18 protein-coding genes are annotated in these 21,640 nt (G+C 66.0%); 11 read left to right on the top strand and 7 right to left on the bottom strand.

Annotation, left to right across the window (positions count from 1 at the left end):
• Positions 1-145: 145 nt before the first annotated feature.
• The 8 genes from FBZ93_RS22220 to FBZ93_RS22185 all read left to right on the top strand — a co-directional run bounded on the left by FBZ93_RS22220 (position 146) and on the right by FBZ93_RS22185 (position 9,149).
• A complete protein-coding gene (locus tag FBZ93_RS22220) occupies positions 146-1,768 on the top strand; it encodes an ABC transporter substrate-binding protein (RefSeq protein ID WP_146988470.1) in 1,623 nt (540 codons plus the stop codon).
• Positions 1,769-2,310: 542 nt separating this feature from the next.
• Positions 2,311-3,324 carry an ABC transporter permease gene (locus FBZ93_RS22215; RefSeq protein WP_146988468.1) on the top strand — a complete coding sequence of 338 codons (1,014 nt, stop codon included), beginning with the start codon at positions 2,311-2,313 and terminating at the stop codon, positions 3,322-3,324.
• A gap of 3 nt (positions 3,325-3,327) precedes the next feature.
• Entirely contained in the window at positions 3,328-4,227 is a 900-nt protein-coding gene (locus FBZ93_RS22210; RefSeq protein WP_146988466.1) for an ABC transporter permease, read from the top strand.
• A gap of 301 nt (positions 4,228-4,528) precedes the next feature.
• Entirely contained in the window at positions 4,529-6,355 is a 1,827-nt protein-coding gene (locus FBZ93_RS22205) for a dipeptide ABC transporter ATP-binding protein (RefSeq protein ID WP_146988464.1), read from the top strand.
• A 66-nt stretch (positions 6,356-6,421) separates the two neighbouring features.
• A complete protein-coding gene (locus FBZ93_RS22200; RefSeq protein ID WP_146988746.1) occupies positions 6,422-6,601 on the top strand; it encodes a DUF4089 domain-containing protein in 180 nt (59 codons plus the stop codon).
• Positions 6,602-6,629: 28 nt separating this feature from the next.
• On the top strand, positions 6,630-8,006 hold the full coding sequence (locus FBZ93_RS22195) for an AtzE family amidohydrolase (RefSeq protein WP_146988745.1): 1,377 nt from the start codon (positions 6,630-6,632) through the stop codon (positions 8,004-8,006).
• A 1-nt stretch (position 8,007) separates the two neighbouring features.
• Complete coding sequence (hpxZ, locus tag FBZ93_RS22190) at positions 8,008-8,400, top strand: oxalurate catabolism protein HpxZ (RefSeq protein WP_146988462.1); 393 nt, start codon at positions 8,008-8,010, stop codon at positions 8,398-8,400.
• A 17-nt stretch (positions 8,401-8,417) separates the two neighbouring features.
• Entirely contained in the window at positions 8,418-9,149 is a 732-nt protein-coding gene (locus tag FBZ93_RS22185) for a GntR family transcriptional regulator (protein WP_146988460.1), read from the top strand.
• Between the two features lie 156 nt (positions 9,150-9,305).
• Here the strand turns inward: FBZ93_RS22185 and atzF are convergent, their stop codons facing one another.
• Together atzF and FBZ93_RS22175 are read right to left on the bottom strand one after the other, a co-directional pair.
• Positions 9,306-11,093 carry an allophanate hydrolase gene (gene atzF / locus FBZ93_RS22180; protein WP_433995434.1) on the bottom strand — a complete coding sequence of 596 codons (1,788 nt, stop codon included), beginning with the start codon at positions 11,091-11,093 and terminating at the stop codon, positions 9,306-9,308.
• Between the two features lie 237 nt (positions 11,094-11,330).
• Complete coding sequence (locus FBZ93_RS22175; protein ID WP_146988457.1) at positions 11,331-11,855, bottom strand: MarR family winged helix-turn-helix transcriptional regulator; 525 nt, start codon at positions 11,853-11,855, stop codon at positions 11,331-11,333.
• 155 nt (positions 11,856-12,010) lie between these two features.
• Here FBZ93_RS22175 and FBZ93_RS22170 point away from each other — a divergent pair, with 155 nt between their 5' ends.
• The gene (locus tag FBZ93_RS22170) at positions 12,011-13,873 is read left to right on the top strand and encodes a feruloyl-CoA synthase (RefSeq protein ID WP_146988455.1); all 1,863 of its coding nucleotides are present in this window, start codon (positions 12,011-12,013) and stop codon (positions 13,871-13,873) included.
• Between the two features lie 448 nt (positions 13,874-14,321).
• On the opposite strand, the gene FBZ93_RS22165 is transcribed toward FBZ93_RS22170, so the two are convergent.
• Positions 14,322-14,846, bottom strand: coding sequence for a MarR family winged helix-turn-helix transcriptional regulator (locus FBZ93_RS22165; RefSeq protein WP_246667591.1), 525 nt, complete (start codon positions 14,844-14,846; stop codon positions 14,322-14,324).
• An 82-nt stretch (positions 14,847-14,928) separates the two neighbouring features.
• Between FBZ93_RS22165 and FBZ93_RS22160 the strand changes: the two genes are divergently transcribed.
• Both FBZ93_RS22160 and FBZ93_RS22155 read left to right on the top strand, forming a co-directional pair.
• On the top strand, positions 14,929-16,131 hold the full coding sequence (locus FBZ93_RS22160; RefSeq protein ID WP_146988453.1) for a cytochrome P450: 1,203 nt from the start codon (positions 14,929-14,931) through the stop codon (positions 16,129-16,131).
• 43 nt (positions 16,132-16,174) lie between these two features.
• On the top strand, positions 16,175-17,401 hold the full coding sequence (locus FBZ93_RS22155; protein ID WP_146988451.1) for an ABC transporter substrate-binding protein: 1,227 nt from the start codon (positions 16,175-16,177) through the stop codon (positions 17,399-17,401).
• 281 nt (positions 17,402-17,682) lie between these two features.
• Here FBZ93_RS22155 and FBZ93_RS22150 read toward each other — a convergent pair whose 3' ends face one another.
• From FBZ93_RS22150 to FBZ93_RS22140, 4 genes are all read right to left on the bottom strand, one after another.
• Positions 17,683-17,961 (bottom strand): DUF4440 domain-containing protein, encoded by a 279-nt coding sequence (locus FBZ93_RS22150; RefSeq protein WP_246667590.1) that lies wholly within the window; start codon positions 17,959-17,961, stop codon positions 17,683-17,685.
• Positions 17,958-18,134 (bottom strand): hypothetical protein, encoded by a 177-nt coding sequence (locus FBZ93_RS41360; RefSeq protein WP_246667589.1) that lies wholly within the window; start codon positions 18,132-18,134, stop codon positions 17,958-17,960. Before FBZ93_RS41360 ends, FBZ93_RS22150 begins: the two co-directional genes overlap by 4 nt.
• A gap of 229 nt (positions 18,135-18,363) precedes the next feature.
• Positions 18,364-19,944, bottom strand: coding sequence for a tannase/feruloyl esterase family alpha/beta hydrolase (locus FBZ93_RS22145; protein WP_246667606.1), 1,581 nt, complete (start codon positions 19,942-19,944; stop codon positions 18,364-18,366).
• 339 nt (positions 19,945-20,283) lie between these two features.
• Positions 20,284-21,558, bottom strand: a complete 1,275-nt coding sequence (locus tag FBZ93_RS22140; RefSeq protein ID WP_146988447.1) for an NAD(P)/FAD-dependent oxidoreductase — start codon at positions 21,556-21,558, stop codon at positions 20,284-20,286.
• Positions 21,559-21,640: the final 82 nt, after the last annotated feature.

The following is a 21,640-nucleotide window of genomic DNA, read 5'->3' as shown; positions in this document are numbered from 1 at the left end:
GCACTGCTGCCCTACGGAACGTCAATTTCATGGCATTCCGCGGTTCCGTCAGCGGGTTAGGACACCAACAGCTCAATGATGGGCAGCTGGCATAATCCTTGCGAACTGAGTTCCAAGGCCCGTTCCCGGGGCGTTGGAGCATCACATGAAGCGTCGCGATTTCCTCAAATCGGTGTCCGGACTGGCCGCGGGGGCGCTGGCGCCGACCGCGCCCGCGATCTGGTCGCCGGCCAAGGCCGATGCGCGCGCCGAGACGCTGCTGATCGTCTCCGAAGGCGGCCCTAACAACCTCGACATCCACGGCGTCGGCACCAACGTGCCCGGCTACGAGGTGTCGTGGAATTGCTACGACCGGCTGATCAGCCACGAGATGAAAAGCGGTCCGGGCGGCGTGCCCTATTACGACCGCGACAAGTTCAAGCCCGAGCTCGCCGAGGATTTCAACATCGGCGACATGTCGGTCACCTTCAAGCTGCGCAAGAACGCCAAATTCCATGACGGCACGCCGGTCGCGGCAAAGGACGTCAAATGGTCGCTGGATCGTGCCGTCAGCGTCGGCGGCTTCCCGACCTTCCAGATGAGCGCAGGCTCGCTGACCAAGCCCGAGCAATTCGTCGTCGTCGACGACGCTACGGTGCGCGTCGACTTCCTCAGGAAGGACAAGCTCACGATCCCCGACCTCGCGGTCATCGTGCCCTGCGTCGTCAACTCCGAGCTCGTCAAGAAGAACGCCAGCGAGAAGGATCCCTGGGGTCTCGAATTCACCAAGCAGCAGACCGCGGGCTCCGGCGCCTACAAGGTGACCAAATGGACCGCCGGCACCGAAGTCGTCATGGAGCGCAACGACGACTGGGTCTGCGGTCCGCTGCCGAAGATCAAGCGCGTGATCTGGCGCATGGTGCCGCAGGCCGGCAACCGCCGTGCGCTGCTCGAGCGCGGCGATGCCGACATCTCCTACGAGCTGCCGTTCAAGGATTTCCAGGAGATGAAGGCGAACGGCAAGCTCAACGTGGTCTCGCTGCCGTTCTCGAACGGCATCCAGTATATCGGCATGAACGTCACCAAGCCGCCGTTCGACAATCCAAAAGTGCGGCAGGCGATGGCCTACGCGATGCCTTACCAAAAAATCATGGATGCGGTGCTGTTCGGTCTCGCCAACCCGATGTTCGGTGCCGCCAAGGACAAGCCGACCGAGGTCGCCTGGCCGCAACCGACCAAATATTTCACCGACATGGAGAAGGCCAAGGCGCTGCTCGCGGAGGCCGGCTACGCCAACGGCTTCGAGACCACGATCTCGTTCGACCTGAATTTCGCAGGGGTTAACGAGCCGCTCTGCGTGCTGGTGCAGGAGAGCCTCGCGCAGCTCGGCATCAAGACCACGATCAACAAGGTGCCCGGCGCCAACTGGCGCACCGAGCTCACCAAGAAGGAGATGCCGCTGTTCACCAACGTGTTCTCGGGCTGGCTCGATTACCCAGAGTACTTCTTCTACTGGTGCTATCACGGCAACAATTCGATCTTCAACACGATGAGCTACAAGTCGCCCGAGATGGACAAGCTCATCGACGGCGCGCGCATCGCCGCCGCCAACGGCGACACCGCGGCCTACGACGCCGACGTCAAGGGCTTCGTCGATCTCGCCTTCGCCGACATCCCGCGCATCCCGCTCTATCAGCCCTTCGTCAACGTCGCGATGCAGAAGAACATCTCGGGCTACGAGTACTGGTTCCACCGCCGGCTGGACTATCGCGCGATGGCGAAGGGGTGAGGGGTGATGCGCTTCGTCCACGACACTCTGGTGCATGCCGCGTTTCGTGAGGTGAGCACACCTCTCAGGCTCCCTCCCCCCTTGCGGGGGAGGGTGGGGAGAGGGGTAAGCCGCGAACTCGGAAGGACGACGTCAGGCAAGATCGCGCCAAATCATTCGCTGCATCACGCGCGGACGAGAGGTGCGTTCCGTCTGGCCTCTGAGCAAGCGGCACCCCTCTCCCCAACCCTCCCCCGCCGCAAGTCGGGCCTGTCCGACTTGCGCAGATCAATGATGCGCAACCGGGGTACACCCCGGTTGCGTGGGGGAGGGAGCCCTGCCAATCCCGTCGGGGCTTTGCCTGACGCCGTGTCGGCTCTTCACCCAAGTGAGGTGAGCACTACTCTCTCATTCCCTCCCCCCTTGCGGGGGAGGGGCAGGGAGAGGGGTAAGCCCAGGCGGCGGTGCTCGTGGCTACCCCTCTCCCCAACCCTCCCCCGCAAGGGGGGAGGGAGCCCGGCCACTACCGTTGTGGCTTTGCGTGTTTGGATCGGGAGAGCGCCATGCTGACCCTGATCGGCAAGCGGCTCTTGTTCGCGATTCCGTCATTGATCGGGGTCGTGATCGTGACGTTCCTGCTGACACGCGCGCTACCGGGCGATCCCGCGGCGTATTTCGCGGGACCTGCGGCAACGAAGGAAGCTGTGGACCAGATCAGGAAGAAGCTCGGCTTCGACAAGCCGCTGATCGAGCAGTTCGTCCGCTACACCGGCGATCTCGCCCATGGCGATCTCGGCACCTCGCTGACCACCGGCCAGCCGGTCGCCGCTGAGCTGCGCAACCGCCTGCCGGCGTCGGCCGAGCTCACTTTGCTTGGTCTTGTCGTCTCGATCTTGATCGCGATTCCGCTCGGCGTGCTGGCCGCGACGCGGCCGGGCTCCTGGATCGATCATCTCTGCCGCGTCACCACCACGTCCGGCGTATCGCTGCCGGTGTTCTTCACCGGGCTCGTGCTGGTCTACGTGTTCTATTTCCGGCTCGGCTGGGCGCCGGCGCCGCTCGGCCGGCTCGACGTGTTCTATAGCGCGCCGCCGACCGTCACCGGCTTCTATCTGATCGACACGCTGATCGCGCGCGACGTCGAGGCGTTTCGTTCGGCGCTCAGCCAATTGATCCTGCCGGCGGTGACGCTTGCGATCTTTTCGCTGGCGCCGATCGCGCGCATGACACGGGCCTCGATGCTGGCGGTGTTGGCGTCGGATTTCGTCCGCACCGCACGCGCCAGCGGCCTGTCGCCCGGCAAGGTGATCGTCACCTACGCCTTCCGCAACGCCATGCTGCCGGTCATCACCACGCTCAGCATGGTGTTCTCCTTCCTGCTCGGCGCCAATGTGCTGGTGGAGAAGGTGTTCGCCTGGCCCGGCATCGGCTCCTACGCGGTCGAGGCGCTGATCGCATCCGACTTCGCGCCCGTCCAGGGCTTCGTGTTGACCATGGCGGTGATGTACGTGCTGCTGAATCTCCTGATCGACATCCTCTACGGCGTGATCGATCCGCGCGTCAGGCTGGAGGGCTAGAGCGTGAGCAGCGTTGCACCGACCGTCGAACCCGCAGGTCCCGCCCGCACCTCCGGGCTTGCCGCAGTCTTCGAACAGACCCGCTATGTGCTGAGCGAGAACAAGGTCACCGGCTTTGCCTTCGCGCTGCTGATCCTGATCATGTTCGCCGCGCTGTTCGGTCCGTACGTCGTGCCATACGACCCGCTCGCGTCCGACACTGCGGCGGCATTGAAACCGCCGTCCGCCGCGCACTGGTTCGGCACCGATCAACTCGGCCGCGACATCTTCAGCCGCGTCATCGTCGCCACGCGACTGGACACCTTCATCGCGGTGGCCTCCGTCGTGCTGGTGTTCCTGATGGGCGGGCTCGCCGGCATCGCCGCCGGCTATTTCGGCGGCTGGACCGACCGTATCGTCGGCCGGATCGCCGACACCATCATGGCGTTTCCGCTGTTCGTGCTCGCGATGGGCATCGTCGCGGCGCTCGGCAACACGGTGCAGAACATCATCATCGCGACCGCGATCGTGAATTTTCCGCTCTATGCCCGCGTCGCGCGCGCGGAAGCCAATGTTCGCCGCAACGCCGGCTTCGTGCAGGCGGCGCGGCTGTCCGGCAATGGCGAATACCGCATCCTGCTCGGGCACATCCTGCCCAACATCATGCCGATCATGATCGTGCAGATGTCGCTGACCATGGGCTATGCGATCCTCAATGCTGCGGGCCTGTCGTTCATCGGCCTCGGCGTCCGGCCGCCGACTGCGGAGTGGGGCATCATGGTCGCCGAGGGTGCCGGCTTCATGGTGTCCGGCGAATGGTGGATCGCGCTATTCCCCGGCCTTGCACTGATGATCGCGGTATTCTGCTTCAACCTGCTCGGCGACGGCCTGCGCGACATCGTCGACCCGCAGCGGAGGACGTGATGATAGGCAAATGCGGGGAGGGAAGCGCAACGTTTGGAAGTGAGGAGCGCACTGCTCTCTCATTCCCTCCCCCCTTGCGGGGGAGGGGCAGGGAGAGGGGTAGCCACGAACTCCGACCTTGCCTGGGGCCACCCCTCTCCCCAACCCTCCCCCATCGCAAGTCGGGCCTGCCCGACTTGCGCAGTTCAATAATACGCAACCGGGGTGAACCCCGGTTGCGTGGGGGAGGGAGCGTGAGAGCGGTGCCCGCCTTGCTTTGCATGGGGTTGTTTTGCGGATTTTCGCATGCGGGGAGGCGCGCATGACCGCCCAGCCGCTGCTCGACGTCAGGGACCTCACCGTCGAGTTCACCACCCGCCGCGGCATCGTCAAGGCGGTGCAGCACGTCAACATATCCGTCGGCAAGGGCGAGACCGTCGGCATCGTCGGCGAGTCCGGCTCCGGCAAGTCGGTGACCTCATATGCCGTGATGCGCATCCTCGACCGGGCGGGGCGGATCGCCGAGGGCTCGGTGATGTTCTCCGGCATCGACGTCAAGTCGGCCTCCGAGAGCCAGATGCGCGATCTGCGCGGCCGCGAAGTCTCGATGATCTTCCAGAACCCACGCGCCGCGCTCAATCCGATCCGCAAGGTCGGGCACCAGATCGAGGACGTGCTGCGCCAGCATGTGCAGCAGGCCCAGGTCACCGACCGCGGCGAGACCGCGATCGAGGCGCTGGAGCAGGTCAAGATCGCGCGGCCGCGCGAGCGCTATCACGCCTATCCGTTCGAGCTGTCAGGCGGCATGTGCCAGCGCGTCGTCATCGCGCTCGCGCTGGCCTGCAACCCGCAGCTACTGATCGCCGACGAGCCGACCACCGGCCTCGACGTCACCACCCAGAAGGCGGTGATGGATTTGATCGTCGAGCTGACAAAGCGCCGCGCGATGTCGACGATCCTGATCACGCATGATCTCGGCCTCGCCGCCGCCTATTGCGACCGCGTCGTGGTGATGGAGAAGGGCCGCGTGGTCGAGACCGCAAAGTCGGCCGACATCTTCGCCGCGCCTCAGCACGACTACACGAAGAAGCTGATGCGCGCGACGCCGCGGCTCGGCGTGTCGCTGCGCGATTTGTTGCCGGAGGAGGACTCTCTCGCCTCTCCCCGCACGCGGGGAGAGGCCGACCCGCTCGGCAGCGCACCTGCGCGCCTGAGCGGGGCGGGTGAGGGGGACTCTCCACGAGCCGTGTTCTTGGATGCAGCCCCTCACCCCGACCCTCTCCCGGTAAAGAACGGGGAGAGGGAGCGGATCGAGCCCCTCCTGTCAGTCGAAAAGCTCGTCAAGGAATACCCCCGCCAGGGCGCGGGCTCGGTGCTGACAAAACTGTTCGGCCGCAAGCCGCCGGCCGAGGAGGACATCTTCCGCGCCGTCGACGGCATCAGTTTCTCGGTTGACCATGGCGAGAGCGTAGGCCTGGTCGGCGAATCCGGCTGCGGCAAGTCGACGACGTCGATGATGGTGATGCGGCTCCTGGACCAGACCTCCGGCCGCATCATGTTCGACGGCGAGGACATCGGCGGCATCATGCCGCAATCCTTTGCGCGGCTGCCGCGGCGCAGCCAGATCCAGATGGTGTTCCAGGATCCGACCGACAGCCTCAATCCGCGTTTCACCGCGGCGCGCGCGATCGCAGACCCGATCATGCAGCTCGGCGATATCAGGGGGCGCGACGCGCTCCGCGACCGCTGCGAGGACCTCGCGCGGCTGGTCGGCCTGCCGGTCAATCTGCTGGACCGCTTTCCGCACCAGCTGTCCGGCGGCCAGAAGGCCCGCGTCGGTATCGCACGCGCCATCGCGCTGCATCCGAAGCTCGTGATCCTCGACGAGCCGACCGCGGCGCTCGATGTCTCCGTGCAGGCCGTCGTGCTCAATCTGCTGCAGGACCTCAAGCAGTCGATGGGCATGAGCTATCTGTTCGTGTCGCACGATCTCAACGTGGTGCGCCTGCTGTGTGATCGCGTCATCGTGATGCGCGCCGGCCGCATCGTGGAGCAGGGCACATCCGAAGGCGTCTTGGGCAATCCGCAGGATGCCTATACAAAAGAACTGCTGACGGCGATCCCGCATCCGCCGTTGCCGGTTTCCTGACGCATGATCCGGAAAAGTGGGAACCGGTTTTCCGAACAGATCATGCGCAAAATCGTTGGGAGCGAAATGGCCGATCAACTCGACGACTACGTAAATGCCGCCGCCCGCGCGCTGGAGCTGCCGCTGGATGACGCCTGGCGTCCCGCGGTGCGCGCCAATCTCGAGGTCGCGCTGCGGCTGGCGAAACTGGTCGATGACTTCCCGCTGCCCGATGACGCCGCATCGGCTGCGATCTATTCGGCCTGAGATCGCGATGTCCGAAGCTCCCGCGTCCATGTCGGCCGGCGAAATCGCGCAGGCCGTCTCGAACCGCAAGATCACCGCCGTTGCGGCGACCGAGGCGGCGCTCGTGCGCATCGCTGTTCACGACAAGGTCCTCAATGCCTTCACCGACGTCACCGCCGATCGCGCCCGTGCAAAGGCGCGTGCGATCGATGCGGAGATCGCAGCGGGAAAATCCGTCGGTCCGCTGGCCGGCGTACCGTTCGCGGTGAAGAACCTGTTCGACGTAGAGGGCCTCGCGACCCGCGCCGGCTCGAAGATCAATCGCGACCTGCCGGCCTCGCCGCGCGATGCCACGCTGATCGAGCGGATGGAGGCGGCCGGTGCCGTGCTGGTCGGCGCGCTCAACATGGGCGAATACGCCTACGACTTCACCGGCGAGAACGCGCATGACGGTCCATCGCGCAATCCGCACGATCCAACGCGGATGGCCGGCGGCTCCTCGGGCGGCTCCGGCAGCGCCGTCGGCGGCGCGCTGGTGCCGATCGCGCTTGGCTCCGATACCAACGGCTCGATCCGGGTGCCGTCGTCATTCTGCGGCATCTTTGGCCTGAAGCCGACCTATGGCCGGCTGTCGCGCGCGCGATCCTTTCCGTTCGTCGCGAGCCTCGATCATCTCGGTCCGTTTGCGCGCGGCGTGACGGATCTCGCCCTCGCTTACGACGTCATGCAGGGGCCCGACACGGATGATCCCGCCTGCGTCGCGCGGCCGCTCGAGCCCACGATGCCGCTGCTTGCCGAGGGGATCAGCGGGCTGCGGGTTGCGATCGCCGGCGGCTATTTCCAGCAGAATCTGTTGCCGGAGGCTGTCGAAGCGGTCGCGCGCGTGGCAAAGGCGCTCGGCGCGACGCGGACCGTGGAGCTGCCGGAAGCGGCGCGTGCCCGTGCGGCGGCCTTCATCATCACCACGACCGAGGGCGTCGCGCTGCACCTCGACCGGCTGCGCAAGCGTGCGGGCGATTTCGATCCGGCGGTGCGCGACCGCTTGTTTGCGGGCGCGATGATCCCGGCGGTTCATGTCGACAAGGCGCAGAAGTTCCGCCGCTGGTATCGTGCCAGGGTGCTGGAGCTGTTCCAGTCGGTCGACGTGATCCTGGCGCCGGCAACCCCGTGCACCGCGCCGAAGATCGGTCAGGCCACTTTTACGCTCGATGGGGTCGAGCTTCCGGTGCGTCCCAATATCGGTATCCATACCCAGCCGATCTCCTTCATCGGCCTGCCGGTGGCTGCCGTGCCGGTGCCGCTTGAACCAATGCCGATCGGCGTGCAGATCATTGCCGCGCCCTGGCGCGAGGACATCGCGCTGCGGGTCGCCTACGCACTCGAACAGATGGGCGTTGCGAACGCGCCTGCGCCGAAGGGATTCTAGTATGTACGTCGATCTCCCCGATGTGGTTGCCGAGGTGACCGCGCAGTTCGAGCGCTACGAGACGGCGCTGGTGTCGAACGATGTGGCCGTGCTCGACGAGCTCTTCCACAACGACGCTCGCACGCTGCGCTACGGCATCGGCGAGAACCTTTATGGCTATGCCGAGATCATGGCGTTTCGCGCCGGGCGCTCGCCGGTCGGCCTGATGCGCAAGATCGACCGTACCGTCATCACGACCTATGGCCGCGACACCGCGATCGCCTCGACGCTGTTCTATCGGGACAGCACGCCGGGTAGGGTGGGACGGCAGATGCAGACGTGGATTCGCTTCCCCGAGGGCTGGAGAATCGTCGCGGCCCATGTCAGCGTCATCGACGAGCCCAAAGGCGTTTGAACAAGAGCGCTTGAGCCATGAGCCTGGACGATCTTCCGACCCGCGCGCAGCAAGCCACTGAATCCGAGCCGGTCGTGCCGCGCGTCGATCGCCCGTCGTCGCTGGTCGACAAGGTCACGCGCGCCGAAGAGCTGCGCCTGCAACTCGCCGACGAGATCGTGCGCGGCACGCTGCCGCCCGGCGCCGGGCTCGATGAAACCGACCTTGCGCGCCGCTTCAATGTCTCGCGCACCCCGGTGCGGGAGGCATTGCGGCAGCTTGCTGCGAGCGGCCTGATCGATGCCCGCGCGCATCGCGGCGCGGTGGTGGCGCGGCCCTCGCTCGAGCGGCTCACCGGCATGTTCGAGGCGATGGCCGAGCTGGAAGCGATCTGCGCCGGCCTTGCCGCCGAGCGGATGATTCCGGCGGAGCGCCATGCGCTGGAGGCGATCCACGAGGAGCTGCGGGTGTTGAGCTACACCGGCAATCCCGAGCGCTTCCACGAGGTCAATGAGCGCTTTCACAACGCGATCTACGCCGGCTCGCAGAACGCCTATATCGCCGAGATCACACTGGCGACACGGGTGCGTGTGCAGCCGTTCCGCCGCGCCCAGTTCCGCAACCTCGGGCGTCTGGCAAAGTCCCATGCCGAGCACGACCGCGTCGTCGTCGCCATCCTGCGCGGCGACAAAACCGGCGCTGCGGCTGCGATGCGCGCTCATATAGCGCAGGTGCGCGGCGAATACGAGACCTACGCGGTGTCGGTGTAGCTCTCGCTCCTCCCGTCATTGCGAGGAGCGAAGCGACGAAGCAATCCATCTGTCGATCCACGCGGAGATATGGATTGCTTCGCTTCGCTCGCAATGACGAAGGTGAGATCTTGCTGCCCCGCAAGAGCGAAGCAAGGGAGTGCGCCAGCCTAGCGGCTACACCTTCGCCCGCTCCGCCATGAACGCCCGCCAGCCGCCATAGGCGGAAATATCCTTCGCGCCATGGATCGCGGCGGGCTCGACGATGAAGCCCTTGGCCTGCCGTCCGTCGGCGAGCCGGATCGTGCCGATCGAGAGCGGCGGCGGAATCGCGGCGACGAATTTGCCGAACGCGGCGGCCGACATCGCCCACAGCTCGAGCTTGATCGATGCACCCGCGCCGGCCTCGACACGCAGCATGCCGGGCTTCGGCGGCGTGGTATCGAGCGCATAGAGCTTGTAGTCCGCTGCGGTGGTGGTCTCCTCCAGCAGGCGCGCATCGAGCGTGGTCAATTCGTGGTTCAGCGCCATGCCGGAGAGATGCGCGCCGACCACCGCGATGGTGATCTCGTTCGATGTCGCTTGCGCCGGCACTTGAGCGAGCGCGGGTTGCGGCAGCGATTTTGCGCCGAGGCCAAGTGCAGTATCGGCATGGAACACCCGGCCGATGCCGGCAAGCTTCGCATCGCAGCCGGCAGGCGCGAGCAGCGTGATGCCGAACGGCGCGCCGTCGGGACGCATCGCTGCCGGCAGCGCGAGGCCGCAGAGATCGAGCAGGTTGACGAAGTTGGTGTAGGTGCCGAGCCGCGAGTTGAGCTCGATCGGGTTGGCCAACACGTCGGCGGTGGAATAGACCGTCGGGGCGGTCGGCAGCACGATCGCATCGCATTGCGTGAAGCTGCGCGCGGCCACGCGGCGCAGCGCCTGCAGGCGATAGAGCGCGGCGAAGGTATCGGCTGCGGTGGGCCGCGCGCCGCCGATGGTGATCTCGCGGGTCACCGGATGGATCGCATCCGGCGACGATGCCAAGAGGTCGCGGATCACGAGATAGCGCTCGGCGACCCACGGGCCCTCATAGAGCAGCCGCGCGGTCTCGTAGAACGGCTCGAGGTCGAACTCGACGAGTTCGGCGCCGAGCGTCTGCCAGCGTGTCAGTGCCGCGCCATAGGCCGTTTCGGCTTCGCGGTCGCCGAAAAAAATCAGCTGGCCGGACCTGGGAATGCCGAGCTTCAGCTTCGCCGGAAACGCCGCGAGCGGCCCGAGCGGCCGGTCGCGCGAGAACGGATCGGCATCGTCCGACCCGGCCATCACGGCAAGCGCGGCCAATGCGTCATCGACGGTGAGCGAGAACACCGAGATGCAGTCGAGTGTGCGGCAGGCCGGCACCAGCCCGGCGTTCGAGATCAGCCCGAGGCTCGGCTTGAGGCCGACGATGTTGTTGAGCATCGCCGGGACGCGGCCGCTGCCCGCGGTGTCGGTGCCGAGCGCGAACGGCACGAGGCCCGCCGATACCGCGACCGCGGAGCCCGAGCTCGATCCACCCGGCACGAGGTCGTCGCGCACCGGGTTCTTGGGAATGCCGTAGGGCGAGCGCACACCGACCAGGCCGGTGGCGAATTGGTCGAGATTGGTCTTGCCGATGATGATGGCGCCGGCCGCGCGCAGCCTGGCGACAACAGTGGAGTCCTTCACCGGCGTATAGGCGAATGCCGGACAGGCGGCAGTGGTCGGCATCCCGGCGACGTCGATATTGTCCTTCACGGCGACCGGCACGCCGTAGAGCGGCAGCGTCGGATCGGTGAGACGTGCGGCCTCGGCGATCGCGTCTTGCTCGTCGCGCAGGCTGATGAAGATGGCGGGGTCGTTGTGCGCGCGGATGCGCTGGTAGCTGCGCGCCACGGTCTGCGCCGGCGTCATGGTCTTGGAGCGGTGTGCGGCAACGATCGCGGCGACAGTTTCAGTCACGTGGTTGGCCTCGTCTCTGGCGCGGTGAGGCATCGGATGCCCGTCGCGAGGGAATTGCAGCCCGATCGAAGCAAGCAATGTGCCATTGTGTACAATCCATCCGCGGTCGCGACGCGACGAATTATTGCACGATATCAGTTGTTTGAATTGCTCGCTGGTAGCTGATGCAAGCTGGCTTGCGAGTATCGATGCCTAATTCTAGAGCAGGCATGACCAAGCGGAAATCCGGCCGCGGGATCAAGTGAAGCAGGCAAGGATTTGCAGCAGCCGCTCGCGGTTGTCCTTGCCGATCTTGTCGGCGACATGCCGCTCGTGCTCGGCGGCGAGCCGCTTGAACTGCGCCAGCGCGCTTCTGCCGCGCGCGGTCAAATGCAGCGCGTGGGAGCGGCGGTCGGTGGCCGAGGGGATGCGGCTGACGAAGTCGCGTTCCTCCAGGCTGTCGAGCAGATGCACGAGGCGCGCGCGCTCGATCCCGAGCCGCTTGGCGACCGCCATCTGGCTGAGGCCTGGATTGGCCCCGATCACGGTCATGACCGAATATTGGGTCGGACGGATATCGACGGTCGCCAGCGTCTTGATGAAGTCCTGGAAGATCCAGAGCTGGAAGCGGCGCACCGCATAGCCGGCATGGCCGACCAGTGCGTCAAGACCGATGTCGTCACCGGCGTCGCCGGCATGCGCCCGGCCATTCGCGGCGCGCGCCTGGGGGCGGCGGATTGCCGCTGCTGCCGCCTTGCGCGATGTCTTTTGCTGGCTTGCCATACCGCGAGGCTAGCGCGCTTGAGGCCGGAGGGAAAGATTGTTGTTGACGACAACAATTGATGTCCGCAACATTATCGCCAAAGCGCCCGGCCGGGAGCGCGGCGCGGCACGATGTTGCAGCGCGATCCCGAAACGACATGGGCGAGGAGGAAACCATGACGATAGCCGCCGCCAGCGGAGACGATCCGCACCGCCTGTTTGCGACGCCTGCCATCGTGGCGGATCGACGTGGCGACGGCAGCATCCTGGTTCGTTCCACCACGCCCTTGAAGGAAAGTGCGCGCTGCGTCGGCGACTGGCTGGAGCACTGGGCGCGACAGGCGCCGGATCGCATCTTCCTCGGCGAGCGCGCCAATGCCGAACTACCCTGGAGCACCGTCAGCTATCGCGACGCGCTCGGAATCGTGCGGCGCGCTGCATCGTGGGTTTTGGCGCAAGGGCTGAGCACCGCGCGGCCGCTCGTCATCCTCTCCGACAACGGCATCGATCACGCGCTGTTCGCGCTCGCAGCCCAGCATGTCGGCGTGGCCTCGGCCGCGATCTCACCGGCCTATTCCTTGATGTCGAAGGACTTCGACAAGCTGAAAAGCATGATCGGCCTGCTCGATCCCGGTGCGATCTATGTCGCGGGCACAAAGCCGTTCGCCGCGGCGCTTGCCGCGATCAGGCCGCTGCATCGCGCCGTCATCATCAGCGGCAATCCCGAGGATGCCGACGCGCTGGCATTCCCAGCCATCGCGGCGACGCTAGAAAAGCCGGACGTGGCAAAAGCCTTCGCCGCGGTGACGCCGGACACGATCGCAAAATTCCTGTTCACCTCGGGGTCAACAGGCACGCCGAAGGCCGTGATCAACACCCAGCGCATGCTGACCTCGAGCCAGCAGGCCAAGGCGCAGACCTGGACGTTCCTGGAGCAGGCTGGCGAAGAGCTGATCATCCTGGACTGGCTGCCGTGGAGCCACACCTTCGGCGCCAACCACAATTTCAACCTGGTGCTGCGCAATGGCGGCACGCTCTATGTCGACGGCGGCAAGCCGGCTCCGGGTCTGTTCGCGACCTCGCTCGCCAATCTGCGCAGCGCGGTGCCGACGGTCTATTTCAATGTGCCGCGCGGCTTCGACATGCTGATCGCGGCACTCCGCACCGACGAGGAGCTGCGCCGCAAGTTCTTCGAAGGCACCAAATTCGCCTTCTATGCCGGCGCGGCGCTACCGCAGAATCTGTGGGATGCGCTGGAGGAATTGTCGCTGCAGACGGTCGGCCGCAGGCTGCCGATGGTGTCTGCGTGGGGCTCGACCGAGACCTCGCCGCTCGCGACCGACTGCCACTTCCTCGCAAAGCGCTCCGGCAATATCGGCGTGCCGATCCCGGGCACCGAGCTCAAGCTCGTGCCGTCGGGCGACAAGCTCGAGGTCCGTGTGCGCGGGCCCAATGTCACTCCGGGCTATTGGAAGGCGCCCGAACTTACCGCCGAGGCCTTCGATGACGAAGGCTTCTACCAGATCGGCGATGCCGTCACCTTCGCCGATCCCGACCGGCCCGATCTTGGCCTGTTCTTCGACGGCCGCGTCGCCGAGGATTTCAAGCTCAACTCCGGCACCTGGGTCAGCGTCGGCACGTTGCGCGTCGCGGGCATCGCGGCGCTTGCACCGCTCGCGCAGGATATCGTCGTGACGGGCCACGGCCGCGATGAGGTGCGCTTCCTGGTGTTCCCGAACCTTGCCGCCTGCCGCTCGCTGGCGGGACTGCCCGAGACCGCCGACCCACGCGAAGTGATCAGACATCCGGCGGTCCGGTCCGGGATCGGGCAGGGGTTGGCACGGCTGAAGGCGCAAGGCGGCCATTCCTCCGGCCATGCCACCCGTGCGCTGTTGCTCGCCGAACCGGCCTCGGTCGACGGCGGCGAGATCACCGACAAGGGCTACATCAACCAGCGCGCCGTGCTGACGCGCCGCGCCGCAGCAGTGGCGGTCCTGGAGGATGATGGGGCGCCCGAGCCGATTGGGTGCGCGGGCTGAGGGCCGATAGAGCAGCTTGGTAAGAAAGGCTCCGGCGGAAGGGTTCCCTCCCCCCTTGCGGGGGAGGGTTAGGGAGAGGGGTACCGCACGGCACGCGCTATCCTCATTCGTGTCACGCCGACGCACGTTGCGAGGGCGATGCATGCTTTGATCGCCTCGCCCGGGGCTTACCCCTCTCCCCAACCTCCCCCGCAAGGGGGGAGGGAGCCTGAGCAGCGTGCCTACCTGACCTGTGGGCGGCGTTCCCTACAGTTCGCTGAATGGCTCCGACGTCCCAAGGCCGCCTTTTTAGTTGCCAAGGCAACTAGTCTGTGCGAGTTTGCACCCAATCGGGACAGGGCCGGTCAACGGCCTCGCATTTGGGAGGACAATGTTGCGCAGCAGCGCGCGAGCAGCACGCTTGGAACAGCCGGTGAATGCCGCGGTGGCGCAGGGCGCCGCTATGCGGTCAGGTCGTGCTTTGCCCGGTCACGGCGCCGAGATTCTCGTGCAGCCGGCGCAGCAGGTCGATCAGCACCTCGCGCTCGTCCTTCTTCAGGCACGACAGCAGCCGCCGCTCGCGCTCCAGCGCCGCGACGATGACCTTGTCGTGGACGGCGCGGCCGCGCGCGGTCAGGGTGATCGAATGGGTGCGGCCGTCATCCGGCGCGGTGCGGATCGTCAACAGGCCGCGCTTCTGCAGCGCTGCGAGGTTGCGGCTGACCGGGCCCTTGTCGAAGCCGATCACCTGGCAGATGCGGGAGGCGGGAATGCCCGGCTCGATCGCCAGTTGCGAGATGATTCGCCACTCGGTGACGTTGACGCCGAAATTCTTCTGGTAAAATGCGGTGGCGCTGTTCGACAGCTTATTGCCGATGAAGGTGATGAACGCCGGCACATAGCGATTGAGGTCCAGCAGCGGCCCGTCGGTGGCATCTGCGGGATCGGCCGGTCTCGGCCGGCGGGGCTTTCGGGGGAGGGGCTGACTGCTCATCTCTCAAATCATCGCTGCGAAACTGTTCGGGAGCAAGTGACATGCGGCCCGTGTTGACAAGATCAAACCTCGGGAGGTCCCGATGACTGCAACAGACGATGCGTCCGTCCCGCATCTGGACGTCGATCCGTTCGCGCTCGAATTCTTCGCCGATCCATTCCCGACCCATGAGCGGCTGCGCGAGGCCGGGCCGGTGGTTTATCTGGACAAGTGGAATGTCTATGGGGTGGCGCGCTACGCCGAGGTGTACGCCGTCCTGAACGATCCCGCCACGTTCTGCTCCAGCCGCGGCGTCGGCCTCAGCGACTTTTCCAAGGAAAAGCCGTGGCGGCCGCCGAGCCTGATCCTGGAGGCCGACCCGCCCGCCCACACCCGCACCCGCACTGTGCTGAGCTCGGTGCTGTCCGCGACCGTGATGAAGCAGCTCCGCGGACGATTTGCCGCCGCGGCGGAGGCCTGCGTCGATGCACTGCTGGACAAGCGCAGGTTCGATGCGATCGAGGACCTTGCGGAAGCCTATCCGCTGTCGATCTTCCCGGATGCGCTCGGCCTGAAGCCGGAGGGCCGGGAGCATCTGCTGCCTTACGCCAGCCTGGTGTTCAACGCCTTCGGGCCGCCGAACGAGCTGCGCAAGCAGGCGATCGAGCGCTCGGCGCCGCACCAGGACTATATTGCCGAGCAGTGTCAGCGCGACAATCTCACCCCGGGCGGCATCGGCGCCTGCATCCACGCCCATGTCGACAGCGGTGCCATCACCGCGACCGAGGCGCCGCTCCTGGTGCGCTCGCTGCTGTCGGCCGGTCTCGACACCACCGTCAACGGCATCGGCGCTGCGGTCTACTGTCTCGCCCGCTTTCCCGACCAGTTCGAGAAGCTGCGCAACGATCCGACCTTGGCGCGCAATGCCTTCGAGGAAGCGGTGCGGTTCGAGAGCCCGGTCCAGACTTTCTTCCGCACCACGACCCGCGACGTCGAGCTCAGCGGGGCCAGTATCCCCGAAGGCGAGAAGGTGCTGATGTTCCTGGCTGCGGCCAATCGTGATCCGCGCCGCTGGGAGGCGCCCGATAGCTACGACATCACGCGCCGCACCTCGGGCCATGTCGGCTACGGTTCGGGCATCCATATGTGCGTCGGCCAGCTGGTCGCCCGCCTCGAAGGCGAGGTGATGATGGCGGCGCTGGCGCGCCGGGTCGCCAAGATCGAAATGACGGGTGAGCCGAAGCGCCTGTTCAACAACACGCTGCGCGGGCTCGAGAGGCTGCCGGTTGAAATCACGCCGGCCTGACGACATTCGCTGGCTGCGGCATGACGCAAAGGGAGGGGATAGGATGAGGCGCTTTGGGGTCGGACGATTGAGGATTGGACTTGCGCTGGCATTGGCCTGCGCCGCGGGCAGCGCGCGCGCGGAGATTTCCGGCGATGTCGTGCGCGTCGGTGTGCTCAACGACATTTCCGGCATCTTCCAGGACACCAACGGCATGGGTTCGGTGGAAGCCGCGCGGATGGCGGCGGAGGATTTCAACGGCGGCGGCAAGGGCATCAAGGTCGAGATCGTCTATGCCGATCACCAGAACAAGGCCGACGTGGGATCGGCGATCGCGCGCAAATGGCTCGATGTCGAGGGCGTCGACGCCATCGTCGACGTGCCGAACTCGGCCGTCGGCCTCGCCATCAATACCGTCCTGCGCGACTCAAGGATGACGTTCCTGGCGTCATCGACCGCAAGCTCCGATCTCACCGGCAAGGCCTGCTCGCCGAACACCATTCAATGGGTCAACGACGCCTGGGCGACCGGCAACACCACTGCGGCCGCGATGATGCAGCGTGGCGGCAAGGACTGGTATTTTGTCACGGTCGACTATGCACTGGGCAAGGGCATCGAGGCCGAGGCGACGAATTACATCGAGAAGCATGGCGGCAAGGTGCTGGGATCGAGCAAGCATCCGCTCGGTACGTCGGACTTCGCCTCCTTTCTGCTGCAGGCGCAGAGCTCGAAAGCCAAGGTGATCGGGCTCGCCAATGCCGGCGGCGACACCATCAACGCGGTGAAGCAGGCGGCCGAGTTCGGCATCCAGCAGGGCGGCCAGACCATGGTCGCGTTCCTGCTGTTTGTGAACGACGTCCACGGCATGGGCCTGAAGGTCGCGCAGGGCCTGCAACTGCTGGAAGCCTTCTACTGGGACATGAACGACGACACCCGCGCGTTCGCAAAACGCTTCGCGGCGCGCCCCGGCATGAACGGCAAGATGCCGAGCGGCAACCAGGCCGGCGTTTACGCCTCGACGCTCGCTTACCTCAACGCGGTTGCCGCCACCGGCAGCGACGATGCCAAGGTCGTGGTGCCGCAGATGAAGACCTTCAACGGCAAGGACAGGCTGTTCGGCGACACCGCGATCCGCCAGGACGGCCGCGTCATCCACCCGATGTATCTGTTCGAGGTGAAGAAGCCGGAGGAGTCGAAGTACCCCTACGACTATTACAAGCTGATCGCGACCATCCCGGCCGAGCAAGCGTTCCGGCCGCTGGCGGATGGCGGTTGTTCGCTGGTGAAGTGAGGTTGCTGATGAAGTGAGCTCTTCGCCGCGCACTCCATCCTCCCCTGGAGGCGCGAGACGAGCGAAGCTCGCTCTGGGATCGGTTCGCATGAAAATGCGAACCGAGGTGGGGTGAAGGTCCCTCCGATCGAACAGTGCCGGTGTTGAGAGATCACCCCACCCCGGATCGCAGTCGCTACGCTCGTTGCGATCCGACCCTCCCGCTCCAGGGGAGGGTGAAAGGCAGGGGTTCACTCCGGGGATGGGGCGGCAGCACCCGCTGCTGTGTGCATCACAAGAGACTATTTCGCCGGAGGCGCCTTCGGGAAGGCCGACAGCATCCGGATCTTCCAGTTTCCGCCCTGGTTGCTGTACGCAGCGGTCCAGCGGCCAACAACATCGAGAGGCTCGCCAGTCTGCTTCTTGCCGGTGATGTGATACTCGCCGATTGCGAGGGCCGTATCGGTGCCGAGCGGCATGGCTTCGTCCACCGTTATTTCATTGTGGTTGAACCCGGCCTTGAAGAGTCCCTCATAGGTCTGCGCAATATCTGCGTGCGGCCCGGCTGCATTGACAATCATGCCGCCGGATGCGTGAGCGCTGCGATCCCGGCACCATTCTGCTTGTTGAAGCTGTCGGCGTAGGCCGCCGCGACCTTTTCGACCTGTTGCTTCAGGCTTTCGTCGCCGGCGGTTGCGGCCGCGGGCATCGCGAGTAACGCAATGAACAGATATAAGGCGGAAGACATTCGCATTGCATTCCCCTCCTCAAAATCATTGTTGGGTGTCCGTCTCGGTCAGCCGGGACCGTGATGGTTTAGCACACCACCATTCGATGAGAGCCGCCGGCTCGCCGCGACAGGGCGATGCCGCTGGCTAAGAGGGGGTAGCCCCGCTGGCGGAGCCGCCCATCATCGCCGCATGCTCCGCTGCGCTCTCTCGCCACAAGACGAGAGACGATCCGAGATTGTGATGAAACCCACCTCACGGCGCGCAAGCAAAGCTCGCCGCCGCATTCACCGGCCCTGTCTTGTAATGCGGCCAGGCCGGCCAGCGGCACAGCGGCAGCGCGCGGATTGTGTCGAAGGTCGGGCCCTCGGTCTTCTGCTCGCGCACCTCGAGATCGCCGGGCGCCTTGCCGTTCTCGACCCAGTCGACCAGCGCGGCCAGCATGTCGACATTGGCGGGCGCGCCGGAGCCGACATGATCGACGCCGGGCGCGGTGTAGAGCCGGGCGAATTCCGCGGCCTTGTCCTTGCCGAGCTTCTTCTCGACGTTCTCAAAGTAGCGGATGCCGGCATAGGGGCTTTGCGCGTAGTCGGCCATGTGTTCGAGCATCACGAGCTTGCCGCCGCGGGCGTGGAAGCGGCTGAGGTCCGGATCGGTGGAATCCATCAGCGCGGAGACTTCCAGCACCCGTGCCTTGTGGTCCTCGGGCTTGTAGGTCGTGACGTCGAGTTTCGGATCGCGGGCGAAGACATATTGAATGCCGCCGGCGCCGTAGATCCAGGCGATGCCGTTGGTCGGAGCCGGCGGCTGCGCCGGCGCCGTGCTGCCGAGCCACCAGGCCTTCCAGCCGCCGGTCGGGCCGAGCGCCGGCGTGTTCTCGCCCGACACGCCCCAGCCTGGATAGTCGTCGAGGCCGTTGGCGAGCGGGAACGGGAATTTGTACGGCGCATGCAGCGTCTCGATCGCGGCAATCTGCTTGTCGGTCAGGCAGTCGTCGCCGCTCTGGCCCGCGGCGCAGGCCAGCGTGGCCGGCTTGAACGCGGCCTTGCAGCCGACCGGATCCTGCACCAGTCCGTCGTCGGAGCCGTCTTGCGTGTCGCAGGCCTTCAGCACCGCGTCGGCGACGAGCTTGACTTGCGCCGGCCTGATCCAGCCGTCGCCCATCGTCACGAGGCCGGAGCGGGTGCCGGCATGCTGCAGCCCGACCCAGTTGATCACGGGAACGCGGGCGAAGATGCCGTCGAAATCGTCGGGATAGCGCTGCGCCATGGTCAGCGCCTCGCGGCCGCCTTCGGACGATCCCATGAAATACATTTTCGCCGGCGGCTTGCCGTAGGCGCGGGTGATCAGCGCCCGCGCCGCATCGCGCACCTTCTTGTAGGCCTTGTGCGAAAAATTCTCGAACGCCTCGTCGTTGAGCGCGAACAGCTGCGGCGGTTCGCCGGGCTTAGACTCGTGGCCGGAGTCGGTGCCGTAGGTTGCGAAGCCGAGCGCCAGCGGCGAGGCCTTGTCGAACGGATAGGCCGGCGGCAGTCCGAGGCCTGAGATCAGCACGCCGTTGAAGCCGCCGCCGCCATATTGCAGCGAGCGGCCGTTCCACTCGACGGGCAGGTTGACCTCGAACTTGATCGGCGGCGCGGCAGGATCGGTGGGTGTGATGTGGCCGAGCACCTTGCAGAACGCGGGATTGGCCGGGACGATGCGGCCGGCCGGTGTCGGCGCCTTGTCGGAGACCGCGAGCTGTGTCGGCGCCTGCAGCGTGGCCGTGTCGATGCTCACGGCGCCGTCGGCGGGACCGGTAAGGCCAGAGCAGGTTGCAGCGGGATCGCCGGTCATTTGCGTGTCCGCGGCTTGTGCCGGGTTCAGCGCCAGCGTGACAAGCCAGCCCGCGAGCGCGATTGCGCGCGCATCGATCCGCATTGCTTCCTCCCTTGGAAAATTGGTTGCTGCGGCAAGTATTTCACGTGAAGCGGTGGCGCACAATGATTGAAAATGCAGGTTCACCCAGTGGTCCCGTCATCCTGAGGAGCGCGAAGCGCGTCTCGAAGGATGTGCGGCCACCGGCCGGGCCGTTCGCCCTTCGAAACGGCCGCTGCGCGGCCTCCCCAGGGTGACGGGTTCGCAGCTCGCAATGACTGATGAAGGAGAGGGCGCGGAGCGTCGCCAAAGCGGCGCCTACTGCGCGACCTTGCTGCTGCCTTGGGTGATCAGCCGCGCGGCGCGCTGGTCGCGGGTGTGGATCCAGAGCCAGTTCATCGCCACGGCAATGCGGTGTCGCACGCCGATCAGGAAGTAGATGTGGGCGAGGCCCCAGATCCACCATGCCAGCGAGCCGCGCAGCTTGAGCCAGCCGAAATCGATCACCGCCTTCTTCTTGCCGATCTGCGCAAGGCTGCCGGCATGCTTGTAGCGGAACGGCGGCAGCGTCTTGCCGTCGAGCCGGGCCTTGATCAGGGCAGCGACGTAGCGCCCCTCCTGCTTGGCGGCCGGCGCGATGCCGGGCACCGGATTGCCGTCGGGGCCCTTGATCGTGATGGTATCGCCGACCGCGAAGACATCGGGATGACCGGGCACGGTCAGATCCGGCTCGACCTGCAGCCGATGGGCGCGGTCGGCCGGCGCATTCAGCCACTCGGCGGCGCGCGAGGCGCGCACGCCGGCGGCCCACACGATGGTGCGCGCCTCCAGCCGCTTGCCGCCGAACACCACGCCGTCGGCCGAGCATTCGGTGACCGGCTCGCCCAGCATCACCTCGACGCCGAGTTTTTCCAGCGACGCCTGCGCATAGGCCGAGAGGTCATCCGGAAAGCCTGCCAGCACGCGCGGCCCGGCCTCGATCAGCACCACGCGCGCCTTGCGCGTGTCGATGTGGCGGAAGTCCTGCGGCAGGGTGTCCTTGGCGAGGTCGGCGATGGTGCCGGCCATCTCGACGCCGGTCGGCCCGGCGCCGATGATGACGAAGGTCAGGAGCGCCGCGCGCTTGTCGGGATCGGTCTCGCGCTCGGCGCGCTCGAAGGCGACCAGGATGCGCCGCCTGAGCGTGGTGGCGTCCTCCAGCGTCTTCAGGCCCGGCGCGAACGGCTCCCATTCGTCATGGCCGAAATAGGCGTGACGCGCGCCGGTGGCGAGGATCAGCGTGTCGTAGGGAATGCTGCCGCCGTCGTCGAGCTCCACCTGCTTCGCCGCCGCGTCGATGCCGCAGACATTGGCGAACAGCGTCGTCACGTCGGGGCGGTCGCGGAGGAGATAGCGGATCGGCCAGGCGATCTCGCTGGTGGCAAGCGATGCGGTCGCGACCTGGTAGAGCAGCGGCTGGAACAGGTGATGGTTGCGGCGGTCGATCAGCGTGATCTCGACCGGCGCGCCGCGAAGACCGAAGGCGGCTTCCAGCCCGCCGAAGCCGGCGCCGACGATCACCACGCGATGAGGTTTGGCCGGCGCTTGCGTCATCTGATGTCGCCCTCGGTTTCGAACGGCTTCGTCGCTTGATTATGTATTCATTCGCGGCCTCATTCCAATACGAATTGCCTGA

Source organism: Bradyrhizobium macuxiense (assembly GCF_007993935.1).
GTDB classification, from domain to species: Bacteria; Pseudomonadota; Alphaproteobacteria; order Rhizobiales; family Xanthobacteraceae; genus Bradyrhizobium; species Bradyrhizobium macuxiense_A.
This window is presented reverse-complemented; position numbering and strand designations above follow the sequence as displayed.